Genomic DNA, 16174 nt, shown 5'->3' on the forward strand with positions numbered 1-16174 from the left:
GATTACCTCAAGTTTGATGTCCGACACCCCAAATTTGAGGTTCAATATCCTGAATTTTGAGGTTCGGAAGACCAACGGAGGAGTAATAAACCCCAAAGGAGGACTTCGGAACCTCAAAATATCATTGCAGAACCTCAACAGGTGTTTATAATACACCGTCAGTTCGAGTAGAATTTGAAAAATTCGTATCGAGAAGTTTCTGATGCGACAACCGAAGTTTGTTGTTTATAGGTTCTCGATACATTTTTCTGCGCTTTGCTACGAAAAACACTCGAACCGACGATTGATATCAATTTTTTAAAATACTTAATGGATATAGTATTATATAATTAGATGAAAAGATTCGTGCTGAGATCCTTTCAGGACGGCAGATGTTGTGGAATTAAAATAATTCATTATTAGATCCGTTGTTCAACTCGTCAAATTTTGCAGCCATTGTCGGATTGCCTTTCGTCAATTTTTTGATCGTTAAATCTTCCGCTTTGTTATTGGCAAGGCGTAAGTTATTTTCTGAGGAAAGTAAGGCATCTTTTGTTTTTTGAAGATGCGAAATTGTTTTGTCTATTTCTTCAATGGCGGTTTTGAATTTTCTGCTCGCCAGATCATAGTTTCGGGCAAAACCTTCTTTGAAAATATTGATGTTTTCTTCAAAATTCGTAATGTCGATATTTTGATTTTTTATAAATGCCAGCTCTGCTTTTACTTTCATCGAATTCAGCGCTGAATTTCTTAGTAAAGTGATGATCGGGATGAAAAACTGCGGTCTTACAACATACATTTTTTCATATTTGTGAGATACATCTACAATTCCTGCATTGTACAGTTCGTTATCCGCTTCCAAAAGCGTAACCAAAACGGCGTATTCACACTTTTTATCATTTCTGTCTTTGTCTAATTCTCTGAAAAAATCTTCATTTTTCTTTTTGGTTGCGGTTTCGTCGCCTTCGTTTTTCATTTCAAACATGATTGAAATTACTTCATTGCCGGCATCATCCAATTCCCTGTAAATATAGTCGCCCTTGCTTCCCGATCTGGAATCATTATCTTTTTCAAAATAAGCTTTTTGAAAAGCGATAGATCTGAGCTTGTTGAATTCTATTTCGCAATGTTGCTCCAGTGTTTCTCCCAGCATTTTAGTGGAGAGTTTCAGCTTCATATCTTTACGGAAGGCAATTTCTTCGTCTTTATGTCGGATAATATCTTCTTTTGCTTTTAATTCAGCCAGATATTTTTCATTTAACGATTTTTCCAATAATTCCTTTTCAGTTTCTTTAAGGGTAACTTTGCTGGCAAAATTGTCTCTTTCTTTTTCTATCTTCTGAACCGCTTCTGTAACGGAAAGTCTTTTTTCAGTTTCCTTATTTTCAAGTTTTATTTTCAGCTCTGAGATCAGCATTTCCTTATTCGTCAACTGCTCCATTAAGGTACGTTCATGATCAGCTTTCAATTGAATAAGTTCCCTTTCCTTATTATCCTTTTCTTTTTCAATATTTTTAACCGCTTCTGAAACCGAAAACTTCTTTTCCGTTTCGGCATTTTCAAGTTTCGATTTTAAATCTGTTAATAAATTGTCTTTTTCGGCCAGTTTTTCTGACAAAATTCTTTCATTATCAGCTTTAAGCTGAAGGATCTCTTTATCTTTATTGGAAAGCTCAGCTTGTATTGAATTTTTAAGGGTAGCTTCTGTAAGTTTTACTGCATTTTCTTTTTCTTTCTCTGCAAGATCAAGTCGAGATTGTAATTCTTCTTCAAATTTATGGTCTCTTACCTGTTTAAGAATATCTGCGAAACCTGCCTCGTCAACTTTAAAAACTTTGTGACAATGTGGGCATTTTATATCGTTCATGATTTATTTCAACTTTATGTATCGTTATTTTATTGTAAGTTTTGCCTTAAAATGATTCTTTAAAATCAGCAGAATCTTAAACCGAACTTCAATATTCAAAGATAAAAAAACTAAACTAGTTCTAAATAGGGTTTCCTGTAATTATAAGATGACCAACTAAATAGTTTTGTTTATGATTATTAGTATTAAAAGTGATATTTTTGACATTTTTACACAATAGTTATTTAACACATAAACTAAGAATTAAACAATGAAAAAACTAGGAATCATAGGTTGTGGCTGGTTAGGAAATCATATAGCAGAAAGATTATCCGATCGATATGAGATTTTTGCAACGACAACCACTCAGTCTAAGGTGGAAGGTTTGAATTCAAAAGGATTTCAAACGACTTTGGTTGATTTTCCGGACAATATATCTGAAATAACAGAATGGGAAGTTGCAGTACAATTGGATGCGATCATCATCACAGTTCCGTTTTCAGGAATCAAGGGAGCTCAGATTTCAATGAAAGACAGACAGGAAAATCTGTTGAAATTTTTAGGAGATTATAAAGGACAGTTATTTCTGATGAGTTCAACCGGAGTATATCCTCAGCAAGAAAAAGACTTTACAGAAGACGATCAGCCAACGGCAAATGTAGAAAGTGAAGGTTTTATTACAGAAAAATTCCCTCAGGCGAATGTATTAAGATTGGCTGGATTAATGGGCGATCAGCGATTGTTGAAGAATTATAATATTTCACAGTTGGATCAGTTGGTGAATCATATTCACTACGCTGATATTTGTTCGGTTGTTGAAAAAATGCTGGATAATCAATCTCAATCTAAAGTCTATAATGTGGTGGCGCCGGTTCATCCCAATAAAGAAGAAGTTATCAATGCTCAGAAAGATCTGCCGTATGAAGGAGAACGAACGACCACAGGAAGAACAATTTCACCTGCAAAATTAATTTCAGAACTGAATTTTGAATTTCAATATCCTGATCCGAGGTATTTTCATCTTGAGAATGTTTAATGCTGTCAGGCAGTTTTTTGCTTTCCAACGTTTTTCTAAAATCTGCATCTTCCATTAAAATAAAAACCTCCAACATAAAGTTGAAGGTTTGAAATATTTTAAAGCAAAACTTAATTATTTAACTGCTTTAATCGCCGCTTCATAATTCGGTTCCTGCGAAATATCTGCAACCTGCTCTTCGTAGACAATTTTTCCTGAAGGATCAATTACCACAACAGCACGGCTCAAAAGACCTTTCATCACAGAATCTGTAATCTCAACACCGTACGTTTTTCCGAAATCTGAACGGAAATCAGAAAGCATCACTACATTTTTAATTCCTTCCGCACCGCAAAATCTTTTTTGGGCAAATGGTAAATCTTTAGAAATACAAAGAACTAACGTGTTTGGAATATTCGCCGCATCTTCATTAAAATGACGAACAGAAGCCGAACAAACACCTGTGTCTACACTCGGAAAAATGTTCAGAATTAAATATTTTCCTTTGTAAGAATCAAGCGTCTGATCTTTCATCGTAACATCGGTAAGCGTAAATTTTGGTGCATCTTTATGTACTGCCGGCAGCTTAGCATACGTATGTACTGGTTTTCCTCCCATTAAAACCGTATTTGCTGCTTTAGATTTTTGTGCAAAAGTGAATATCGAGAAGACTAACAGTGCACTGAAAACTATTTTTGAATACATGAATTTTTATTTTTAAACAAAATTATTCTTTTTTATGATTGTCAACATTAATTTTAATTAAAATCTCCTTAAATAGAACAAATCTATTAATCATCTCTTTTTAAAGTCAAATTTTACATCTACCTTTATTCTATTCAAATTTTACACACTATTCAAATTAAAAATTTATGAGTTCAGAAAGTACAGCATCTTTTCATGAAATATTTAAATCTGAAAACGAAATTCCAGAAGAATATAAAGTTCCCGAAATTCACCAGAAAGTCTATCTCTTAAATGGAGAATTGGTAGAATGGAACGGGGATGTTCAGAATATCTATTCGCCCGTTTGTATACAGACAGAAAACGGATTAGAAAGAAAACTCTTGGGAAGTGTTCCTAATATTGGCCCTCAGGAAGCTATGGATGTTTTGGATGCCTGCGTAAAAGCCTATGATAATGGATTAGGGGAATGGCCGACAATGTCTGTAGAAGGTAGAATTAAATGTATGCAAAAGTTTGTGTATTTAATGATACAACAGCGTGATTTGGTGATCAAATTATTGATATGGGAAATCGGAAAAACATTGGCAGATTCTACCAAAGAATTCGACAGAACCGTAGATTATATCAATCAGACCATCGATGCACTGAAAGATCTGGACAGAGAATCTTCCCGTTTCCAGCAGGCAGAAGGAACCATTGCGCAAATAAGACGTGCACCGCTTGGTGTTGTGTTGAGTATGGGACCTTTCAATTACCCTTTAAATGAAATTTTCACCACATTGATTCCTGCTTTAATTATGGGAAATACCATTTTGTTTAAACTTCCTAAACATGGGGTATTGGCGCATTATCCTTTATTAAATGCATTTAAAGAAGCTTTCCCGAAAGGAACGGTAAATACGTTGTATGGAAAAGGTTCTGAAATCATTACCCCAATCATGGAAAGTGGAAAAGTAAATGTCTTAGCTTTCATTGGTTCAAGTAAAGTGGCGAATGGTTTGAAAAAATTACATCCAAAGGTTAATCGTTTACGTGCTATTTTAAGTCTGGATGCAAAAAATGCAGCAATTGTTACTAAAAATGCTAATCTTGATGTTGCAGTGAGCGAATGTATTTTAGGTTCGTTGTCTTTCAACGGACAAAGATGTACAGCGTTGAAACTAATTTTCGTTCAGAAAGACGTTGCAGAAGAATTTACTCAGAAACTGACGGCTGCCGTTTCTGCAATGAAAGGAGGATTGCCTTGGGAAAAAGATGTGAAAATTACACCGCTTCCTGAAGTGAATAAACCTCCTTATTTAAAAGAATGTATTGAAGATGCTTTGGCAAAAGGAGCGAAAGTTTTAAACGAAAATGGTGGATTTACGGAAGAATCTTTCGTCTTTCCTGCGGTTGTATATCCGGTAAATAGCGATATGAAATTGTATCATGAAGAACAGTTCGGTCCTGTAATTCCTGTTGTTCCGTTTGATGATATTGAAGAACCAATCGATTATCAGGTAAACGCAGACCACGGAATGCAGGTAAGTATTTTCAGTGAAGATCCGTTGGAAGTTTCAAAATTGATAGATCCTTTCGTGAATTTGGTAAGTCGTGTGAATATCAATTGCCAGGCTCAGAGAGGTCCGGATGTTTTTCCATTTACAGGAAGAAAAGACAGTGCAGAAGGGACGCTTTCTGTTTTTGATGCGCTTCGTTCGTTCTCGATCCGTTCTTTGGTTGCAGCAAAAATTACAGATTCAAATAAAGAATTATTAAATGCGATTGTAAGAGATCATGATTCTAATTTTTTAAGTACAGATTATATTTTTTAATAGCAATTTTCAGTTTAATGTAAATGCAGATCCTCAACAGATTTTATTAATTTGTTGAGGTTTTTTTTGTTTAGGATGTAACAAATTTTAAACTTTACAACTAACTCTATAGAGTGTAAGAAACCATGACCTCAATAGAACAAGAATTTTTAAGGGAAATTGAAAAACATAAAGGAATCATTTTCAAGATTTCTAAAATGTATATGGATGAAAAGGATGACCGTGACGATCTTTTTCAGGAAATTACCTATCAGGTCTGGAAAGCTTATCCTAAGTTTAAAGGTGAAAGTGAATTTTCAACCTGGCTCTACAGAATTGCTCTGAATACGGCCATTATCTTTCTTAAAAACGAAAAGAAAAGAAGTTTTATAGGCAATGAAGATTTCTCTGAATATAAAATTATTCAGGAAGATTTTGATAACGAAAAAGAAGAGAAACTGACTGCAATGTACAAAGCAATTCATCAGTTGAACCCAATCGACAAAGCTTTTATTTTTTATTACCTCGAAGATTTTTCCGGAAAAGAAATTGCCGGACAAATGGGAATTTCCGAAGGAAATGTAAGGGTAAAAATGAATCGCGCTAAAAACAAACTGAAAGATATTTTAAACTCAAAATAATGGGTTACAAGATTCAGGATTCGAGTTGATCCTGAAATTAATACTCAACATTTATCAATTATAAAAACTGCCATTATGAATATAGATGAACTAAAAAACGCTTGGAATGAGGATGATTCTTTCGAAGAAACGCCGGAAATAAGCATTGAACAGAAGAATAAAATCAATCTCCCGCTTGAAAAGATCAGAAGAAATATGAGAATGGAATTTTGGTCGACGGTAGGCATCTTACTTTTCGGATTTGCTGTTGTTTGGATTCCAGTTCCTGATGCACCGTTTAAATTCAAATTTTATCTCACCGTATTGTTGTTTTCAATGGTGATTGTCATCTCGTTTTTCTTCAATAAGTTTTTTAAACTGTATAAAAATATCAGCAGTCCTATGATGAAAACGTATGAATCTCTGAAGGATTTATTGTATCAGTTTGAACTTAATAAACAGTATTATCTTTCCTTCATGCTTTCATTTGTTCCGTTTTTGGTGTGTGAGCTCATTATTGTCATTGAATTTATTCCGCATCCTGTACCTCTAAGCGATTTTAAAATAGCACTAACAATTATTTCAGCTCTTGCAATTGGCTTATTCGGACTTTTCTTATTGGGGAAATACTGGTTTAGGATTTTCTATGGAAAATATGTTAAGCAGATAGAAGATCTTTTGAAAGAATTGAAAAGATAACTTTCGGCGGGCTAAAAGCCCGCCGAAACCCTTAAAATTATTTATTTCCAACTTTTTCTTTCTCAATTTTACTCAACACCCAATCCATCTGTGGATCTTTTCTATCAATAATATCCTGCATGGTTTCAATAACCTTTACATCAGGAATCACGCCTTTTTTTGTATTGGTAAAATCAATGTTCGGTTGTACCAAAAGCAAACCAATCGGTAAATCAATTTTAGAATTCGGAAGTTTTTGATAAGAATAAAATCCGGCAACCGTTCCGTCATTGGCACCGCCCGTTTCTTCACCAACGAGAATGGCTTTTTTATCATTTTTAAGTTTAGCAGTAATAATAGAAGATGCGGAGAAACTTCCACCATTCATTAAAACAAAAATTTTCCCTTTAAAAGCATCTTTATTAGGTTTGGATTCTTTATCCGACTTCATTTTATAATAAAATTTTCCATCTTTTTCATAGGTACTGAATGTTTGTGCAAAGAAAAAAGTAGGATAAGTCAAACCTTTATATGCGTATTGTAAAAGATTGCTTTTTCGAAAATAATTGGTTTTTAAAGGAGATATTTTTGAAGTAACCTGCGATGGCTTTACCAAAGTATAAGGTTTCGGACTTAGATAAGAATATAAATTATTAATCTCATCCAGAGAACCTCCGTAATTATTTCTGACATCAATAATTAAATAATTCGTTTTTGTATTGTTGATTTTTTTGAATGTTTCACTATAAAATTTTGATGAATAATCGCTCGAAAAACTTTTCACTTTTATATAAGCAATCGTACTATCTTTATCTAAAAACTTGAAATGTCTATTATAAGAATTATTAAAAGCTACATAATCATTTACTTTTTTCTCATGATTGCGCTTTTTGTTTTCCTTATCTTTTCTGAGATCATTTTCAGATTTTGATTCCCGGGTTAACTGATATGTCTTTTTTTCTCCTTTGTAAAGGGTTTCGATAGTTGCTTTATCTTCGTATCCTTTTTCTGCAACATAATAATTAAAGAAAAGATCTTTCAGAAAATAATCCTGAAAAGTTGTATTAAATCCGTCACTGCTGATCAATCTTTTGTATCTTTTTAAATAATCCGAAACAGGAATTTTATCAATTGTCAAAATTTCAGTTCCGGGTTTTATGTTTTCGATGGAGTATTTGTTTTCGATGATAAAAAGTTGGTCGTTTTTAACATAATATTCAAAACGGCTGAACATTCCTTTTTTATTTTCTAAAGTTTTAATCTGCTTCTTTGTAATTCTTTTTGAAGGAATTCTCAACGAAAGATGACCTTCACGAATATCGGCAATCACCGGCTGTAATTTAAAATAAAACTGAAGTGGAGTAAGGGGTTCATTGATAGTTCTCTTAATGCTGTCAAATTTATAATCCAATTTTTCTTTTGAAATATACCAATACAGTTGCGGGTGCATTTCTTTCAGCTTAGAATACGCAAAATCTACATCTTCCTTCAGTTTTTCTGCAGGAATGCAGACTGATTGCTGCTCATTGTGCTTTCTTACTGATAAGCAGGAAGTCAGAAATAAAATTATGGTTACTATGAAATAATTCTTTAGATGCATTTGGAGTTTTTCAAACACTAAATTAAAGAGTTAAATTAATAAATTAATTTAGATTCGTAAAAATTTTAATAAAAATAAAGGTTTTGTATTTTAAAATCGTCATACTGTATAATATCATACATTTGATATTTAGTTTTAGAAATGATCTACACAATTATCATCATAGTTTTTGTCATAATTTTACTGTATTTTTTGGTTACAGGTCAGCCGGTTTTTGGTGCAGAAGCGAGAGGAGAAAGATTGGTAAGAATGCAGCAGTCAAAGCACTTTAAAAATAAACAGTTCCAAAATTTAAGTTATACGCCTTCATTAGCAGAAGGACATTCAATGATCGATGTGATGTATGATTTCTTCTTCAAAAATAAAAATCCGTTATTGAAACCAGTGAAAAATATTCCGTCAATTCATACCGATTTGAAAAATCTTCCGAAAGATCAGGATATTTTTATTTGGTTAGGTCACTCTTCTTATTATATTCAGACAGAAAGCGTTTCGTTTTTGATTGATCCTCTTCTAAGTTTATATGGTTCACCCTTTAAGTTTTTCAATAAAGCTTTCCCTGGAGCTGATATTTTTAAGCCGGGAGATATTCCCAATATAGATTATCTGGTTATCACACATGATCATTATGACCATTTGGATTATCCGACGGTGAAGGCGATTAAGGACAGAGTTCAAAAGGTAATTTTACCTTTGGGAGTAGGTGCGCATTTGGAAAGATGGGGCTATAAACCCGAGCAGTTGATTGAAGAAGAATGGTGGACAGAAGTAGTTTTAAAGAATAATTTTAAAATTATATTTACGCCTGCCCGACATTTTTCCGGTAGAAAAGTTCAGCGGAATGTTACACTTTGGACTTCTTACGTTTTAGAAACTCCAACTAAGAAATTATTTTTAGGAGGTGACAGTGGTTACGACACTCACTTCAAAATGATTGGTGAAAAATTCGGACCTTTTGATTATGTATTCATCGAAAACGGACAATACAACGAAGCCTGGAAATATATCCATGGGCTTCCGCAAGATGTTATTCAGGCTTGTATTGATTTAAAAGCAAAGAATATTATTCCTGTCCATTCATCAAAATTTGCCTTGGCTCTTCACGCCTGGAATGAACCATTGGAAAAGATAATGAGTTTAGGAAAAGCGAAAAATTTAAATATTCTGACACCAATGATCGGGCAACCGCTTGACTTAAACAAATTAGATAATCAGTTTAAAACCTGGTGGAAGGACTAATCTAAGCGTGCCAGATGTCTTTATATCTCGCAGGGTGATTTTCAAACTGCTGTCTTACAAAATCGCATTCAGGATCGACTAAGAAGTCTTTTTCTTCAGCGTATCGAACCAATTCGTCCAAAAGCATTTTGGCGTAACCTTTACCTTCACGTTCTTCATCAAGCTTTGTATAGTAGACAATCAGCAGTCTGCCGTCAATTTCTATAGACATGTAACCTGCTTTCTTTTCATCAATAAGTATCTGCAATTCGTCCTGATATGGAGATATTTCAAATTTTATATTTTCCATAATTATTGAGATTTGGTTGAATTAAAAATTAATTTATTGGCTTTCTATTCTTAAAATTACAAATTTAAAATGATAGTCAATACAAATTCTCATCAAAATAATAATCATTTTCCTAAAATTAGGGATAAGAAATTTAAAAACTTATCACATAGATAAAAGAAGAATTAGTAAAGTAGAATATAATCCAATATGCATAATAATTTTGAAGGCAGGTCGAAAATAATAACTGCTTTGGGTTCTTAAATAAAGTATAAATAATTATAATACAATTAGTTATTACTTGAATAGCTTTACGCCTAAAAAATTAGCATCCCAATATTGAAATTATTAATGATATTACATTATATTTGCATTAAATTAAGTCGGAAGGAATATTTGGATTAAAAAACATTATTATTTTATGTTATTTAATATGAAATTTATTGATGGTCAATGGATTAAGTCTTTCTAGATGATTTGTTTGTCAATAATTCAATTATCTCTCTTTTCTCTCTTAATTTCCAATTTTATTTTAAAACACAAATTTTTGAATCAATCTTTTTAATGTTTGATGAAATGTAAAATGTTTACATATAATCAAAGATCACTCTAATTTTAGTTTTTAATTTTTGCGATTATTGCACTATTATTATATTTATAGAACTAAATTTAGGTAGTTGTCAGAATTGAGATTAGATAAGTCAATGTTTCGTGCAAAACTTTTTATTCTTTTATTCTGATGTTCCTTCAGAATGGCTACTAAGCAATTTTCTCAGTATAATTATGAGTCCAAAGATCTTATTTTACATAAATTAAGAATTAAAAATATTAAATATAATATGTAAGGTTAAATTACTAATGAGAATTAAATTCACAAATAATGCTAAAAATATACTATTTTGCTTTAATTGGAATGAAAATTGCTACAAAGTGAAATGGTTTAAAGAGTATGTTAATTATTATTTCACCGATATGTGAAATTTTAAAATTTAATAAATTGTAAAAAAACAGTAAATAGTAAATGAAGAAAACCATTATCACTTATATCATATTACTTTCAGTTACGTTATTATCGTGTAAACCTAAGCAGAATATGGTATATCTCTCAAATCATAATATGGAAGAAGAGGTTAACAAGGCAAAGTTTCAGGGATTAAATATTCAGGAGGGAGATGTTCTTTTAATTCTTGTTTCTGCATTGGATGAATTAGCGGTAAAGCCTTTTAATTTAAATACTGCAAATAAGGTTGGAAGTGAGTCTAATGCAGGAATAAATCAATATGTACAGCCGAGCGAATATCTTGTAAATGAAGAGGGGAATATCTATTTTCCAGTATTAGGTAATATATATTGCAAAGGAATGTCTAAGATACAACTGAAGCAGGAACTGGAAACTCGCTTAAAAAGATATCTTACAGATCCTATGGTGAGCATTAATTTAAAAAATTTCAATATAAGTGTTTTAGGTGAAGTGAAAAATCCTGGTCAGAAAGAAAGTCTTTCTCAAAAGATAAATATTTTCCAGGCATTAGGTCTTGCAGGGGATATGACGGATTTTGGAGACCGTACTCATGTAAAACTTATCCGTACGGGTGATGATGGTGGAGATCAAGTTGTTAATGTAGATCTTACAAGATCGGATATTGTAAGTTCGCCTTACTATTATATGAAGCAAAACGATATTTTATATGTACAGCCGGATAAAAATAAGCAGGTTCAGGCAAATTCTAATCCAAACAGAGTACTTATATTCCAGATTATTGGAGCATTATTAACGGCAGGAACGCTTATTATAGCGTTAACAAGATAAGAAGAGAGTATGCAGCAAGTAGAATTTCAGGTACAAGAAGAAAAATTAAATTTAAGAAAAGTAATTTCTCAATATCTGTATAAATGGCCATGGTTTATTGCCTCTGTTTTGGTCTTTGTAATAGGGGCATATATTTATCTTAGGTACAGTGTACCACAATATCAATCTAAAACCACTCTTAAATTTGATAAAAAACAAAATGATCTTACTTCAGCATTATCTGATTTAGATAATCTTGGGATAGGCTTAGGTAATGCTGATGAACTAAAAAGTGAGGCGGCAGTTGTAAATTCGCGACCAATACTGATGCAGGTGGTACAAAATCTTAATCTTAATGTTGAATATTACAATTCCGGGGAAATTAAAGATTCGCAATTATTTACTAATGCTCCTATAACCGCAAAGATTATCGCTTACAATAAAAATAAAAAGTTCGTATCCTCTGAGTATACTGTAAAAAATGTAAAAGGAGATGAGTTTACCCTTACAAGTGAGAAAAAAGTAAAGTTTACAGGGAAGTTTAATATTCCTTTGCAATTAGATTTTGGAACAGTAATACTAAAAAGAAATCCTTTGCTTTCTTTTAATTCAGAATATAAAATCATTTTCTGGAATCCTATTGAAAAGGTGAAAAAATTGGAAAAGAAAGTTGAGGTAAATTTGCCTGATGAAAAGGCGATGTTGATGGAAATTAGCTTGATTGGCTCCCTTCCTGAAAAATCTGAGGCTATTCTGAATGAAGTAACCAAACAATATAACCTAGACGGACAGAGAGATAAAAATTTACAAGCTGAGAATACTCAGAAATTTATTGATAAAAGATTGGAGGTTATTACAAGAGACCTTTCTGGAGTAGAAAACCAAAAAGAAGATTTTCAAAACCGTAATAAGATTGTTGATATACAGGCGCAGGCAGAATTGGCACTTCAGAATACTAGTGAAAATACAAAATCTCTCCTTCTTCAGCAGACGCAGCTTGATCTTCTAAATTCTTTATCTACAGAGGCTTTAAAGAATAATAATCAACTTATGCCCTCAAATTTAGGATTGAATCCTTCATTGGAACAATCAATCTCCCAGTATAATCAGCTCTTAATTGCGAAAAATAAGACTATGAAGCAGGCAACTAATGAAAATCCAGCTGTCATAGAGATGAACAAAGAGATTACTGCATTAAAGGATATCATTCGGAATAATATTCGTGAGCAGAAAGAAACGGTACAGTCGGGAATTTCTCAACTTCAAAAACAAATATCAGTAAATAATAACACTATAGATAAGGTGCCGGGACAATCTAAGGTCTACAGGGGAATTGAGCGTCAACAGAATCTTAAAGAACAGCTCTTTTTATTTCTTCTTCAGAAAAGAGAGGAAAACTCTATAAACCTTTCGGTAGACGTACCTAAAGCTAAAATTGTTAATCCTGCTTTTACAGATGATACTCCGGTGTCACCTAAAATGAGTATTGTCTTTCCGGGAGCATTTTTTCTTGGGATAATACTGCCTTTTGCTATTTTCTATTTATTATTCATGTTTGATGATAAAATTTACGGCAGAGACGATGTTAAAGAACGATCTAATTTGGGAGTATTGGTTGATATACCTTCATTAAATGATGATGATAATCATTTAGTACAGAGAAATGATTTTTCAGAATTGGCAGAAGCTTTCAGGGTATTGGCGTCTAATCTTAAATTTGTTTTACCTGCAAAAGATTCGGCTAAAGTGATCATGGTAACTTCTTCGGTAAAAGGAGAGGGGAAAACTCTCGTATCTGTTAATCTGGCACTAACTTTAGCAAATAAGAATAGTAGAGCTCTTCTGATTGGTTCCGATATTCGTAACCCACAGATTCAGCGATATGACAGTGAACCTACTAAAAGGAAGGGTCTTACAGAATTTTTATATGATGAATCTGTAAATGTAGAAGATCTTATCCATATCTCAACTACCAATCCTTTTTGTGATGTTATTTACGCAGGAGCCATTCCTCCAAATCCGCAGGAACTGCTTTCTAATGGAAGATACAAAAAGCTTATTGAGCAGATGGCATCTCAATATTCTTATATTATTATTGACTCCGCACCGCTTATGCTGGTTTCAGATACATTGAGTATTGCTGATACGGCAGATGCAACACTATATGTTTTAAGATCAGGCGTATCAAAAAATATCTTGCTTGATTTTGCAAATGATCTTGTAAGAGATTCAAAATTAAATAATGTATCTCTTGTTATTAATGATGTCTCAAAACGTGCGGGAGGTTATGGATATAACTACAGTTACGGTTATGGCTATAGCAATAGTGAAAAGAAAAGTTGGTGGAAAAAAATGCTTAAATCATAGAAATGTATACAATTTTAATAACAGGGGGAGCTGGTTTTATAGGCTCTAATCTGACTGATTTTTTTTTGAATAAAGGATACTCTGTGGTATGTCTGGATAATTTTGCAACAGGACACCGTCATAATATTGAGGCTTTTCTTGAAAGGCCAAATTATACGCTGATCGAAGGTGATATTCGTGATCTGGAAACCTGTCATAAAGCAGTAGAAAATGTAGACTATGTATTGCATCAGGCAGCGTTAGGCTCTGTTCCCAGATCGATTAAAGATCCGATTACAAGTAATGATGTGAATGTTTCAGGATTTTTAAATATGCTGGTTGCTGCACGTGATGCCAAAGTAAAACGTTTTGTATACGCTGCATCATCATCAACTTATGGGGATTCTGCATCTTTGCCAAAAGTGGAAGATGTTATTGGAAGACCTTTATCACCTTATGCTATCACCAAATATGTAAATGAATTATATGCTGATGTTTTCGGTAAAACATATGGGTTAAAATGTATCGGATTAAGATATTTCAATGTATTTGGACGCAGACAAGATCCTAACGGAGCTTATGCGGCTGTAATTCCCTTATTTGTAAAGCAACTGATGAACCATGAATCTCCGACCATCAACGGGACAGGAGACTATTCACGTGACTTCACCTATATTGATAATGTAATTCAGATGAATGAGTTGGCTATGCTTACTGAGAAACCTGAAGCGATTAATACTGTTTATAATACAGCAGTTGGAGATCGTACAACATTAAATGATTTAGTGGGATATCTTAAAAAATATCTTAGTAAATTTGATGAAAAAATTGGGGATATCAATATCAATTATGGTCCAAACCGTGTTGGAGATATTCCGCATTCACTGGCTTCCGTTGAAAAAGCACAACAATTATTGGGTTATAACCCTAGTCATACCATAGAAAAAGGATTACAGGAAGCGATCACTTGGTATTGGGAAAATTTAAAATGAATAAATTTAAATCGAGTCTTTGTGGAAAAACAATATAAAATTGCCGTAATAGGATTAGGATACGTAGGTCTGCCTTTAGCACGCTTATTTGCAACTCAGTATCCGGTTGTAGGTTTTGATATCAATCAAAAAAGGATTGATGAATTGAATACCGGAGAGGACAGTACGCTAGAAGTAGAAAGTGAAATATTGAAAGCTGTTCTGATTCAAGATAATCCTCTTACTAAAAATGAGAAAGGATTATACTGTTCGGCTGCATTTGATGATATTAAGGAGGCAAATATTTATATTATTACGGTGCCTACTCCGGTTGATCAGCATAATCGTCCTGATTTAACACCTCTGTGTAAAGCTTCGGAAACCGTTGGTAAAGTTTTATCAAAGGGAGATATTGTCATCTACGAATCAACCGTATACCCAGGCGCTACTGAAGAAGAATGTATTCCTGTTCTGGAAAAAGTTTCAGGACTGAAATTTAACGAAGACTTTTTCGCAGGATATTCTCCTGAGCGTATTAACCCGGGAGATAAGGAACATACGGTAGAGAAAATTTTAAAAGTTACTTCTGGCTCAACACCTGAAATAGGGGAAGTAGTCGACACTTTATATAAATCGGTCATCGTCGCCGGAACACATTTAGCACCCACTATCAAAATTGCTGAAGCAGCTAAAGTCATTGAAAATTCACAGAGAGATATTAATATCGCTTTTGTGAACGAGCTGGCAAAAATTTTCAATCTTTTAGATATTGATACTCACGCAGTCTTGGAAGCGGCAGGAACAAAATGGAACTTTCTCCCTTTCAAACCAGGATTAGTCGGAGGTCACTGTATAGGGGTAGATCCTTATTATCTTGCACAAAAAGCACAGGAAAAAGGGTATCATCCTGAAATTATACTGGCTGGCCGACGTCTTAATGATTCCATGGGGCAGTATGTGGCTTCTGAATTGGTGAAAATCATGATTAAAAACAAGATCGCAATTAATGGCGGTAAAGTTTTGAATCTGGGAATTACTTTTAAAGAAAACTGTCCGGATGTGCGTAATACAAAAGCAGTAGATGTTATTCATGGACTTGAGGATTATTCTCTGCAGGTCACAACTTTTGACCCTTGGGCCAATCCTAAGGAAGTAAAACATGAGTATGATCTTGATGTGGTGAACGAGATGCCTGAGGAGAAGTTTGACGCAGTTATTCTTACCGTTGCTCACAAAGAATTTATGAATATAAATCTTAAAAATTATATAAAAGAAGGCGGTGTGATTTATGATGTGAAGGGAGTTTTGGAAGAATGTGATTCCAGATTATAATGCGTGAACTT

13 protein-coding genes are annotated in these 16174 nt (G+C 33.3%); 9 read left to right on the forward strand and 4 right to left on the reverse strand.

Features of this window, described 5'->3' with window-relative positions; genetic code table 11:
* Positions 1 to 382 precede the first annotated feature (382 nt).
* A complete protein-coding gene (locus ASG22_RS02985) occupies positions 383 to 1846 on the reverse strand; it encodes a DUF2130 domain-containing protein (RefSeq protein WP_055980364.1) in 1464 nt (487 codons plus the stop codon).
* Between the two features lie 250 nt (positions 1847 to 2096).
* On the opposite strand from ASG22_RS02985, the gene ASG22_RS02990 reads away from it, so the two are divergent.
* Entirely contained in the window at positions 2097 to 2861 is a 765-nt protein-coding gene (locus ASG22_RS02990) for a hypothetical protein (protein ID WP_055980368.1), read from the forward strand.
* A gap of 114 nt (positions 2862 to 2975) precedes the next feature.
* Here the strand turns inward: ASG22_RS02990 and tpx are convergent, their stop codons facing one another.
* Positions 2976 to 3545: a thiol peroxidase gene (gene tpx, locus ASG22_RS02995; RefSeq protein WP_082504930.1), complete on the reverse strand. Its 570-nt coding sequence runs from the start codon at positions 3543 to 3545 to the stop codon at positions 2976 to 2978.
* A gap of 167 nt (positions 3546 to 3712) precedes the next feature.
* Between tpx and ASG22_RS03000 the strand changes: the two genes are divergently transcribed.
* The 3 genes from ASG22_RS03000 to ASG22_RS03010 all read left to right on the forward strand — a co-directional run bounded on the left by ASG22_RS03000 (position 3713) and on the right by ASG22_RS03010 (position 6639).
* On the forward strand, positions 3713 to 5341 hold the full coding sequence (locus tag ASG22_RS03000) for an NADP-dependent glyceraldehyde-3-phosphate dehydrogenase (RefSeq protein ID WP_055980371.1): 1629 nt from the start codon (positions 3713 to 3715) through the stop codon (positions 5339 to 5341).
* 125 nt (positions 5342 to 5466) lie between these two features.
* Positions 5467 to 5961: an RNA polymerase sigma factor gene (locus ASG22_RS03005; RefSeq protein WP_055980374.1), complete on the forward strand. Its 495-nt coding sequence runs from the start codon at positions 5467 to 5469 to the stop codon at positions 5959 to 5961.
* A 75-nt stretch (positions 5962 to 6036) separates the two neighbouring features.
* On the forward strand, positions 6037 to 6639 hold the full coding sequence (locus ASG22_RS03010) for a hypothetical protein (protein ID WP_055980377.1): 603 nt from the start codon (positions 6037 to 6039) through the stop codon (positions 6637 to 6639).
* 37 nt (positions 6640 to 6676) lie between these two features.
* Here the strand turns inward: ASG22_RS03010 and ASG22_RS03015 are convergent, their stop codons facing one another.
* A complete protein-coding gene (locus tag ASG22_RS03015) occupies positions 6677 to 8218 on the reverse strand; it encodes a S41 family peptidase (protein ID WP_055980381.1) in 1542 nt (513 codons plus the stop codon).
* 141 nt (positions 8219 to 8359) lie between these two features.
* Here ASG22_RS03015 and ASG22_RS03020 point away from each other — a divergent pair, with 141 nt between their 5' ends.
* A complete protein-coding gene (locus ASG22_RS03020; RefSeq protein WP_055980383.1) occupies positions 8360 to 9457 on the forward strand; it encodes an MBL fold metallo-hydrolase in 1098 nt (365 codons plus the stop codon).
* A gap of 1 nt (position 9458) precedes the next feature.
* On the opposite strand, the gene ASG22_RS03025 is transcribed toward ASG22_RS03020, so the two are convergent.
* Complete coding sequence (locus ASG22_RS03025; protein ID WP_055980386.1) at positions 9459 to 9746, reverse strand: GNAT family N-acetyltransferase; 288 nt, start codon at positions 9744 to 9746, stop codon at positions 9459 to 9461.
* 1000 nt (positions 9747 to 10746) lie between these two features.
* On the opposite strand from ASG22_RS03025, the gene ASG22_RS03030 reads away from it, so the two are divergent.
* The 4 genes from ASG22_RS03030 to ASG22_RS03045 are packed head-to-tail and all read left to right on the forward strand — an operon-like array spanning position 10747 to position 16163.
* On the forward strand, positions 10747 to 11535 hold the full coding sequence (locus tag ASG22_RS03030) for a polysaccharide biosynthesis/export family protein (protein WP_055980391.1): 789 nt from the start codon (positions 10747 to 10749) through the stop codon (positions 11533 to 11535).
* A gap of 9 nt (positions 11536 to 11544) precedes the next feature.
* The gene (locus tag ASG22_RS03035) at positions 11545 to 13881 is read left to right on the forward strand and encodes a GumC family protein (RefSeq protein WP_055980394.1); all 2337 of its coding nucleotides are present in this window, start codon (positions 11545 to 11547) and stop codon (positions 13879 to 13881) included.
* 2 nt (positions 13882 to 13883) lie between these two features.
* A complete protein-coding gene (locus tag ASG22_RS03040; RefSeq protein WP_055980399.1) occupies positions 13884 to 14852 on the forward strand; it encodes an SDR family oxidoreductase in 969 nt (322 codons plus the stop codon).
* Positions 14853 to 14873: 21 nt separating this feature from the next.
* Positions 14874 to 16163 (forward strand): nucleotide sugar dehydrogenase, encoded by a 1290-nt coding sequence (locus ASG22_RS03045; RefSeq protein WP_055980402.1) that lies wholly within the window; start codon positions 14874 to 14876, stop codon positions 16161 to 16163.
* Positions 16164 to 16174: the final 11 nt, after the last annotated feature.

It is taken from the genome of Chryseobacterium sp. Leaf405, assembly GCF_001425355.1.
Taxonomy (GTDB): domain Bacteria; phylum Bacteroidota; class Bacteroidia; order Flavobacteriales; family Weeksellaceae; genus Chryseobacterium.

Bases quoted from the DNA above. Each gene is read 5' to 3' on its own strand.
- tpx (WP_082504930.1), bottom strand. From the start codon at position 3,545: ATGTATTCAAAAATAGTTTTCAGTGCACTGTTAGTCTTCTCGATATTC.
- ASG22_RS03005 (WP_055980374.1), top strand. From the start codon at position 5,467: ATGACCTCAATAGAACAAGAATTTTTAAGGGAAATTGAAAAACATAAA.
- ASG22_RS03030 (WP_055980391.1), top strand. From the start codon at position 10,747: ATGAAGAAAACCATTATCACTTATATCATATTACTTTCAGTTACGTTA.
- ASG22_RS03020 (WP_055980383.1), top strand. From the start codon at position 8,360: ATGATCTACACAATTATCATCATAGTTTTTGTCATAATTTTACTGTAT.
- ASG22_RS03035 (WP_055980394.1), top strand. From the start codon at position 11,545: ATGCAGCAAGTAGAATTTCAGGTACAAGAAGAAAAATTAAATTTAAGA.
- ASG22_RS03015 (WP_055980381.1), bottom strand. From the start codon at position 8,218: ATGCATCTAAAGAATTATTTCATAGTAACCATAATTTTATTTCTGACT.
- ASG22_RS03000 (WP_055980371.1), top strand. From the start codon at position 3,713: ATGAGTTCAGAAAGTACAGCATCTTTTCATGAAATATTTAAATCTGAA.
- ASG22_RS03040 (WP_055980399.1), top strand. From the start codon at position 13,884: ATGTATACAATTTTAATAACAGGGGGAGCTGGTTTTATAGGCTCTAAT.
- ASG22_RS03010 (WP_055980377.1), top strand. From the start codon at position 6,037: ATGAATATAGATGAACTAAAAAACGCTTGGAATGAGGATGATTCTTTC.
- ASG22_RS03025 (WP_055980386.1), bottom strand. From the start codon at position 9,746: ATGGAAAATATAAAATTTGAAATATCTCCATATCAGGACGAATTGCAG.
- ASG22_RS02985 (WP_055980364.1), bottom strand. From the start codon at position 1,846: ATGAACGATATAAAATGCCCACATTGTCACAAAGTTTTTAAAGTTGAC.
- ASG22_RS02990 (WP_055980368.1), top strand. From the start codon at position 2,097: ATGAAAAAACTAGGAATCATAGGTTGTGGCTGGTTAGGAAATCATATA.